Genomic DNA, 6,186 nt, shown 5'->3' on the forward strand with positions numbered 1-6,186 from the left:
CTCCCGAGTGAACGGAAGCGTTCAGTCGATCAGATCGACTGAACGATCCGTTCACTCGGCGGCCGGGGCGTCCGGTCGGTCCTTCGACCGGGGCGAGCGGCCCGCCGCCTCAAGTGCGCGCCGCAGCCCGTACTCGAGTTGCGCGTTCACGCTGCGCAGGTCGTCGGCGGCCCACTTCGCCATCGCGTCGTAGACGGCAGGGTCGAGCCGCAACAGCACCTTCTTCCGCTCCGCCATGGGCTCAGGAGTACAGGGTGCCCGCGTTGACGATCGGCTGGGTGGCCTTGTCGCCGCACAGCACCACGAGCAGGTTGGACACCATGTTCGCCTTGCGCTCCTCGTCGAGTTCGACGACGCCCTGCTCCCCCAGTCGATCGAGCGCGAGACCGACCATTCCGACGGCACCCTCGACGATCTTCGTTCGCGCGGCGACCACCTGAGCGGCCTGCTGCCGGACCAGCATCGCCTGCGCGATCTCGGGCGCGTAGGCGAGGTGAGTGATCCGCGCCTCGATGATGTCGATGCCCGCCAGGTCGGTGCGGTCGCTCAGCTCGGCGGTCAACTCGGCCGCGACCTCGGTGCCGTCGCGCAGGCTGGTGCCCGCCGACTGGTCGGAGTCGTACGGGTGGGTGGTCGCCAGGTGTCGCACCGCGGTCTCCGACTGGATCGCGACGTACTCCTCGTAGTCGTCGACGGCGAAGACCGCCTTGCCGCTGTCGATCACCTTGTACACGACCACCGCGGCGATCTCGACGGGGTTGCCCGCTGCGTCATTGACCTTGAGCTTGGAGGTCTCGAAGTTCCGGACCCGCAGCGTGATCCGACGCTTGGTGGTCAGCGGGACCACCCACTGGAACCCGGCATCGGAAACCGATCCGACGTACCGTCCGAAGAACTGGACGACCCGGGCCTCGTTCGGGTTGATCACGGTGAAGCCGGTCGCGGCCAGGACGATCGCCGCCGCGAGGATCACCGCGCCCGCGACCCCGACGGGGCCGGTCAGCGCGAGTCCCGCCGCGATCACCCCGATCACCACCAGCACCAGCAACACCACGAACCCGTTCAGCCGATAGGCCCGATGCTCCATCTCCACTACCCCACATTGCTATCGAAGTGATATCACCACGATATTACCCTCCCCTGACCGAATGTGGGATTCGGTCACTCTGAGTGACCGAATCCCACATTCGGTAAGGGGGTGGGGTGGGGTGCTTACAGCAGTTTCGAGAGGAACGCCTTGGTTCGCTCGTGCTGCGGGTCCGTGATCAGTTGCCGGGGGTCGCCGGACTCGACGACGACGCCGCCGTCCATGAACACCAGCCGATCGGCGACCTCCCGCGCGAAACCCATTTCGTGGGTGACCACGACCATGGTCATGCCCTCCTTCGCGAGGTTTTTCATCACGACGAGCACCTCACCGACCAGTTCCGGGTCGAGGGCGGACGTCGGCTCGTCGAACAGCATCAGCTTGGGGTCCATCGCCAGGGCTCGGGCGATCGCGACGCGTTGCTGCTGTCCGCCGGATAGTTGCGCCGGATAGGCGTCTGCCTTCGCGGCGAGCCCGACCTGGTCGAGCAGGTCCATCCCCCTGGTCCGGGCGTCGACGCGGCGCGCCTTCTTGACCAGCATCGGCGCCTCGATCACGTTCTCCAGGGCGGTCCGGTGCGGAAACAGGTTGAAGTGCTGGAACACCATGCCGATGTCGCGGCGCTGCCGGGCCGCGGCCCGGGGGTGCAGTTCGTAGAGCTTGCCGTTCTTCTCCTGGTACCCGACCAGGTCGCCGTCGACGTAGAGGCGGCCCGCGCTGATCTGCTCGAGGTGATTGATGCAGCGCAGGAACGTGGACTTGCCGGACCCGGACGGTCCGACCAGGCACAGCACCTGTCCGCGGTCGATCTCGAGGGTGATGCCGCGCAGCACCCGCAGGGCGCCGTAACTCTTGCACACCTGTTCGGCCTTGACCATCGGTGTCGTCACGGCGGACCTCCCCCGTCGGGCGCCGCGGCGGGCGGCACCGGTGTGTTCTGGGCGTCGGCGAGGGCCTGCAACTGCCGGGCGGTGAGGACCCGGGACAGCCCCTTCGAGTAGTGCCGCTCCAGGTAGTACTGGCCGATCATCAGGATGCTGGTGATCGCCAAATACCAGGTGGCGGCGACGAGCAACAGCGGGATCAGCTGAAAGTTGGCGCCCGAGATGTCCCTGGCGCGACCCCACAGTTCGCCGGTGTACGGCACCGCCAGCACCAGCGAGGTGGTCTTGAGCATGCTGATCAGCTCGTTGCCGGTGGGCGGGATGATCACCCGCATCGCCTGTGGCAGGACGGTGCGGCGCATCGTCTGCGCCCAGGACATGCCGAGCGCGGTGGACGCCTCGATCTGCCCCTCGTGCACGGAGCCGACTCCGGCGCGAACGATCTCGGCCATGTACGCGGCCTCGTTGAGGGCGAGGCCGATCACCGCGAACAGGAACGCCGCCTGCAGATCCTGCAGGTTGAACTGCACGAATTGCGGGCCGAACGGGACGCCGAGGTGGACGGTCTTGTAGATGGACGGGATCAGACCCCAGAACACCAACTGCACGTACACCGGGGTACCGCGGAAAACCCACAGATACACCCAGGCGGCACTGCGCAGCACCGGGTTCGGCGACAGCCGCATCACCGCAAGCACGACCCCGAGCAGCACCGCGAGCAGCATCGCGAGGACGGTGAGCTGAATTGTCTTCCAGGCGCCCTCGGTGATTCTGGCATCGAACAGGTAGCGGCCGTACACATCCCAGGCGAACGCCTCGTTGGTGGCGGCGCCGTACACGAACAGGGCCACCAGCACCAGCACCACCACGGCGGCGATCCAGCGTCCGGGGCGTCGCAGCGGGATCGCCCGGATCGGTTCCGGCTCGTCCGCGTCCCCGGCGCCCGGTGCCGTGTGCTGCGTCATCGCCCTCCGCCTTCCTGCCGCTGCCGTGTCAGCTGGTCGCGCCGTTGATTCGTGCGGTGGTGACCGTGCCAGCTCCGACCCCCCAGTTGTCGGCGATCTGCTGGTAGGCGCCCGTGTCGATGAGGTGCTGCAGCGCCTGCGCGAGGACCGGGGCGAGCGGCGAGCCCGTCGGCACCGGCCAACCGTAGGGGGCCGAGTCGAACTGCGGGCCCGCCTTCTCGAGCCTGCCGTCGCTGCGTTTGATCGCGTAGGCGGTGACCGGCGAGTCCGCGGACATCGCGTCGATCCGGCCGAGGATCAGCGCGTTGGACACGTCGTCCTGGCTGTCGTACTTGATCTTCGCGATCGGTTCCCGGCCGGCGGCGACGCAGGCGTCCGACTTGGCGGGGACCTCGGTGATGTCCTCGGTGGTGGTGGTCTGCACGCCGACCCGGAGCCCGCATGCGTCGTTCGGGTCGACCGGTTCGCCGGTGCGCTGCGCCCACTGGATGCCCGCCGAGTAGTAGTCGACGAAGTCGACCGTCTTCTGCCGTTCGACGGTGTCGGTGAACGAGGACATGCCGAGGTCGAAGGTGCCTGCCTGCACCGCGGGAATGATCTTGTCGAAGTCGGCTTGATTGAACTCCGCGCGCAGGCCAAGCACGCCAGCGACGGCGTTCATCAGGTCGACGTCGAAGCCGACGATGGTGCCGTTTTCGTCCTTGAACTCGTTCGGTGCGTACGGCACGTTCACCCCGACCTTCAACCGGCCACTGTCCCGGACCCGGTCGGGCACCTGCGATGCGATCGCGTCGACCCGCTCGACGGGGACGGTCTCCGGCGGCACCAGGCCCTCGGTGTTGTGCACACACCCGGTGACGGCGAGCGTCACCGCGACCAGTATGCCTGCCGCCTTCGCACCGAAACTCCGCGCGCGCCGCGGCAACCGACGCGCCGACGTGGTTGCTCCTGCCTGCGAGGACCGCACCCTTCGCAGCGTACTGGCAGCGCGGTCACCGCCGCAGGATTCGCGCCCCGACGGTTTCGGTGAACTCGGCGGTCGACGCCAACCCACCCAGGTCGGCGGTGGCGACCCCCGCCGCGAGGGTGTCGGCGACCGCACTGCGGATCCGGCCCGCGGCGCGGGCGAGCCCGTCATCGGCGCGGCGGGACGCCAGCCAGTCCAGCAGCATCGCCGCCGACAGCATCAGCGCGGTCGGGTTGGCGCGGTTACGTCCGGCGATGTCGGGGGCCGCGCCGTGCGCGGCCTGCGCCATCGCCTGCGAATCCGAGGCGTTCAGCGACGGCGCGGTGCCGAGCGACCCGGACAGCTCCCCGGCCAGGTCGGACAGGATGTCCCCGAACATGTTCTCGGTCACCACGACGTCGAAGTCGGCGCCCCTCCGGACCAGGTGCGCGGCCATCGCGTCGACATGCTCGGTGTCGACCCGGACCCCGGGGTACTGCGCGGCGACCTCGAGACACACGTCCCGGAACAGACCGGTGGTCAGCGGCAGCACGTTGGCCTTGTGCACCACCGTGACCGCCCCCCTGCGGTGGGCGGCCAGCGCGCACGCGGTGTGCGCGATCCGTTCGCACGCCCGCCGGGTGAACACCGCGACCGCCAGCGCGACGTCGGGTGTCGGCATGAATTCGCCGCTGCCGGTGTGCATGTTGCGGTCGGCGTAGAAACCCTCCGAGTTTTCCCGGACGATCACCAGGTCCATGCCGGGGACGGCGGCGCGGACGCCGGGGAACGCGCGGGCAGGCCGAATGTTCGCGTAGAGGCCGAACCGTTTGCGGATGCGGCCGCCGGGCGTCAGCGTGCCGCGAAACTCCTCGGGATAGGCGGCGCTGTCGTGGGGGCCGAGTATCCAGCCGTCGAGGCGGGCGAGCCCGTCGAGGGTCTCGTCCGGGATCGGGGTGCCGTGGGAGGCGATGGCGTCGGCGCCGATCGGCAGCTCGACCCACTCGACCGGTGCCCCGCCCGCGGCGGTATCGACGGTCCGCCGGGTCGCGGGAACGATCTCGCGGCCGATGCCGTCGCCGACGAGCAGACCCAGCCGGAGCGGACCGGTGGCACTCCCCGACTGTCCTGTGATTGCGCTCGAGGGGTTCACCCGACCATCATTGCTCAGCATGGTGCAGTCCGTGGAACTGCTGCTCGACGCCCAGCTCGACACCGCGATCCGCCGGGAGTGGCGGCGGCTGTCCGATGCCGCGCTCCCCAGCCAGGATGTGGTCCGCAGGTCGACGAACCGGCCGCACGTGACCCTCGCCGTCGCCCGGCACATCGACCCGGAGACCGATCTGCTGCTGCAGCAGCAGCTGACCGCCCCGGATCTGCGGGTGACGATCGGCGGCCTGGTGATCTTCGGCGGTCACCGAAAGACACTGGCGTACCTGGTGATTCCCACGGCGGGCCTGCTCGCGTTGCAGCGAAGCATCTTTCGGGTGCTGCACGCATGTCCCGGCATTCCCGCGCACTGCCATCCGGGTGACTGGACGCCGCACATCACGCTGGCGCGGCGGGTATTCCCGGATGAGATCGGACCAGCGGTGAACCTGTTGACGCCCGGCCACGGTTCCGGGAAGGGGGCCGGGATCCGGCGGTGGGACGGCGAGGAGAGGCGGGAGTGGCGGATCGCGTGAGCATCGCCCGGCCGGCGCGGCGACGGCCCGGCAGGCACCGGTCGGGAAGAATCGGGGCTGATCGCGCGTTGAACCCCGCGACGGCAGCGACCCCCGCTGCACCAGAGACCGGCCGCGGCCGGCGGCGAGAGGATGCGAGTTGGCCACCCAGACCCTGACCCAGCAAAACTTCGACGAGATCGTCACCGGCAGCGACGTGGTGCTGGTCGATTTCTGGGCGTCGTGGTGCGGCCCCTGCAAGCAGTTCGCGCCCACCTTCGAGGCGTCCTCGGAGGCGCATCCGGACGTGGTGCACGCCAAGGTGGACACCGAGGCCGAGCAGGGCCTCGCTGCGGCCGCGAACATCCGGTCAATCCCGACGATCATGGCGTTCCGGGAGGGGATCCTGGTGTTCTCCCAGCCGGGCGCGCTGCCGCAGGCAGCGCTGGAGGATCTGGTCACCCAGGTCAAGGCCCTCGACATGGACGAGGTGCGCAGGCAGATCGCCGCGCAGCAGGAGGCCTGAGCGCCGCACGACACCGGGACCGGGGGGACCCCCCCCCCCCCCCCCCCCCCCTCCCCCCCCCCCCCTCCCCCCCCCCCCCCCCCCCCCCCCCCCCCCCCCCCCCCCCCCCCCCCA

General features: G+C 69.5%; 8 protein-coding genes. 2 read left to right on the forward strand and 6 right to left on the reverse strand.

Going from position 1 to position 6,186, the window contains the following annotated elements; genetic code table 11:
- Positions 1–51: 51 nt before the first annotated feature.
- The 6 genes from ACFWQG_RS11735 to ACFWQG_RS11760 form a co-directional block, all read right to left on the reverse strand.
- Positions 52–237, reverse strand: coding sequence for a hypothetical protein (locus ACFWQG_RS11735; RefSeq protein ID WP_378507795.1), 186 nt, complete (start codon positions 235–237; stop codon positions 52–54).
- A gap of 4 nt (positions 238–241) precedes the next feature.
- Positions 242–1,087: an SPFH domain-containing protein gene (locus ACFWQG_RS11740; protein ID WP_378507945.1), complete on the reverse strand. Its 846-nt coding sequence runs from the start codon at positions 1,085–1,087 to the stop codon at positions 242–244.
- Positions 1,088–1,212: 125 nt separating this feature from the next.
- Positions 1,213–1,965 carry an amino acid ABC transporter ATP-binding protein gene (locus tag ACFWQG_RS11745; RefSeq protein WP_378507946.1) on the reverse strand — a complete coding sequence of 251 codons (753 nt, stop codon included), beginning with the start codon at positions 1,963–1,965 and terminating at the stop codon, positions 1,213–1,215.
- An 8-nt stretch (positions 1,966–1,973) separates the two neighbouring features.
- Entirely contained in the window at positions 1,974–2,936 is a 963-nt protein-coding gene (locus ACFWQG_RS11750; protein WP_378507796.1) for an amino acid ABC transporter permease, read from the reverse strand.
- Positions 2,937–2,964: 28 nt separating this feature from the next.
- Complete coding sequence (locus tag ACFWQG_RS11755; protein ID WP_378507947.1) at positions 2,965–3,861, reverse strand: ABC transporter substrate-binding protein; 897 nt, start codon at positions 3,859–3,861, stop codon at positions 2,965–2,967.
- Between the two features lie 67 nt (positions 3,862–3,928).
- Positions 3,929–5,056, reverse strand: coding sequence for an isocitrate/isopropylmalate dehydrogenase family protein (locus ACFWQG_RS11760; protein WP_378507797.1), 1,128 nt, complete (start codon positions 5,054–5,056; stop codon positions 3,929–3,931).
- Between ACFWQG_RS11760 and ACFWQG_RS11765 the strand changes: the two genes are divergently transcribed.
- Together ACFWQG_RS11765 and trxA are read left to right on the forward strand one after the other, a co-directional pair.
- Entirely contained in the window at positions 5,055–5,567 is a 513-nt protein-coding gene (locus tag ACFWQG_RS11765; protein WP_378507798.1) for a 2'-5' RNA ligase family protein, read from the forward strand. The two genes, ACFWQG_RS11760 and ACFWQG_RS11765, sit on opposite strands and share 2 nt — an antisense overlap.
- 139 nt (positions 5,568–5,706) lie before the next feature.
- A complete protein-coding gene (trxA, locus tag ACFWQG_RS11770) occupies positions 5,707–6,072 on the forward strand; it encodes a thioredoxin (protein ID WP_378507799.1) in 366 nt (121 codons plus the stop codon).
- The last annotated feature ends 114 nt before the right edge of the window (positions 6,073–6,186 follow it).

Source organism: Rhodococcus sp. NPDC058532, assembly GCF_042719255.1.
Taxonomy (GTDB): Bacteria; Actinomycetota; Actinomycetes; order Mycobacteriales; family Mycobacteriaceae; genus Rhodococcus_G.

Excerpts from the sequence above, each read along its gene's own strand:
- ACFWQG_RS11750 (WP_378507796.1), bottom strand. The coding sequence starts at position 2,936 with ATGACGCAGCACACGGCACCGGGCGCCGGGGACGCGGACGAGCCGGAA.
- ACFWQG_RS11740 (WP_378507945.1), bottom strand. The coding sequence starts at position 1,087 with ATGGAGCATCGGGCCTATCGGCTGAACGGGTTCGTGGTGTTGCTGGTG.
- ACFWQG_RS11765 (WP_378507798.1), top strand. The coding sequence starts at position 5,055 with ATGGTGCAGTCCGTGGAACTGCTGCTCGACGCCCAGCTCGACACCGCG.
- ACFWQG_RS11760 (WP_378507797.1), bottom strand. The coding sequence starts at position 5,056 with ATGCTGAGCAATGATGGTCGGGTGAACCCCTCGAGCGCAATCACAGGA.
- ACFWQG_RS11735 (WP_378507795.1), bottom strand. The coding sequence starts at position 237 with ATGGCGGAGCGGAAGAAGGTGCTGTTGCGGCTCGACCCTGCCGTCTAC.
- ACFWQG_RS11745 (WP_378507946.1), bottom strand. The coding sequence starts at position 1,965 with ATGGTCAAGGCCGAACAGGTGTGCAAGAGTTACGGCGCCCTGCGGGTG.